This window comes from Symbiobacterium terraclitae, from assembly GCF_017874315.1.
Taxonomy (GTDB): Bacteria; Bacillota; Sulfobacillia; order Symbiobacteriales; family Symbiobacteriaceae; genus Symbiobacterium; species Symbiobacterium terraclitae.
This window is the reverse complement of sequence record NZ_JAGGLG010000070.1, coordinates 1-1,035: the sequence shown is the minus strand read 5'-3', so window position 1 is coordinate 1,035 and position 1,035 is coordinate 1. Positions and strand designations below refer to the sequence as shown.

Sequence of the window (1,035 nt, the reverse complement as noted above, 5' to 3'; positions counted from 1 at the left end):
AAGTAGTTGCCCCATCCCCGGATCAGCGGGTTGAGGTTGGCAATTACCTCCTTCAGGGTAAGGTGCGTCTGCCGGGGCGTGAGTTCCCTCACTCGCTCCTTGAACTTCTCCAGGGCACGTTTGCGTGCCACTCGGTGTTGGCGCTTAAACGTAAACCCGAGGAAGTCAAAGCCTTGGCCGAAAGTGGTCAGCCGCGTCTTCTTCGGATGGAGCGTTAACTTCAGCTCACCTTCCGCCATCTGCTTCAGGAGTCCCAACGCCGTCTTCGCCTTGTTCAGGCTCGGGCAGAGCACCACCATGTCGTCCGCATACCTGACGACCTTGTACCCCCAGTTGGTGAGGGCAGAGTCGAGACTGTGGAGGTAGATGTTCGCCAACAGGGGGGATATCACGCCCCCCTGCGGCGTCCCCGTGGTCTGGTAGGTCAGGTTTCCGTCGCTCATGACTCCAGCTGTCAGCCACGAGCGGATCAGCCCGAGGATGCGCCCGTCGGTGATCCTCTCCTTCACCTTCGCCATCAGTACCTCGTGGTCCAGGGTGTCGAAGTAAGACTTGAAGTCCACGTCCACCACCCAGCGAAACCCCTGCTTGCGGTACTCCTCCACCATCGCAACTGCCGTACGGGTCGAGCGCCCTGGCCGGAAACCGTGACTACACGGGAGAAACTCCGCCTCAAAGATCGGGGTCAACACCCGCACCGTCGCCATCTGCACCACTCGGTCCGCCACTGCAGGGATCCCCAGTGGTCGCTTACTTCCGTCCGCCTTGTCAATGTACACCCGCCGCACCGGCGGCGGCTTGTACGTCCCGTCCCGCAGTTGCTGGTGTAGTCGCCGTAGATTGCGCTCCAGGTCCTTCTCGAACCGGGTAACACTCACCCGGTCGACCCCGGCTGCGCCCTTGTTCCGCTTCACTGCCAGCCACGCCTCGTACAGGTTGCGGAGCTCGTACACCTTGTCAATCAGGCTGTAGTATCGTCGTTTCGGAACCGGTATCACCTTCCCCGGCTCCTGCTCACCAGTCATTCCGTCGTCC

At 61.2% G+C, this 1,035-nt stretch carries 1 protein-coding gene; it reads right to left on the bottom strand.

All coding sequences use genetic code 11. The annotated features are described in order from the left end of the window. Positions 1-1,035: group II intron reverse transcriptase/maturase (gene ltrA / locus J2Z79_RS18160; RefSeq protein ID WP_209468314.1), on the bottom strand; the 1,035-nt coding region annotated here is incomplete at both ends.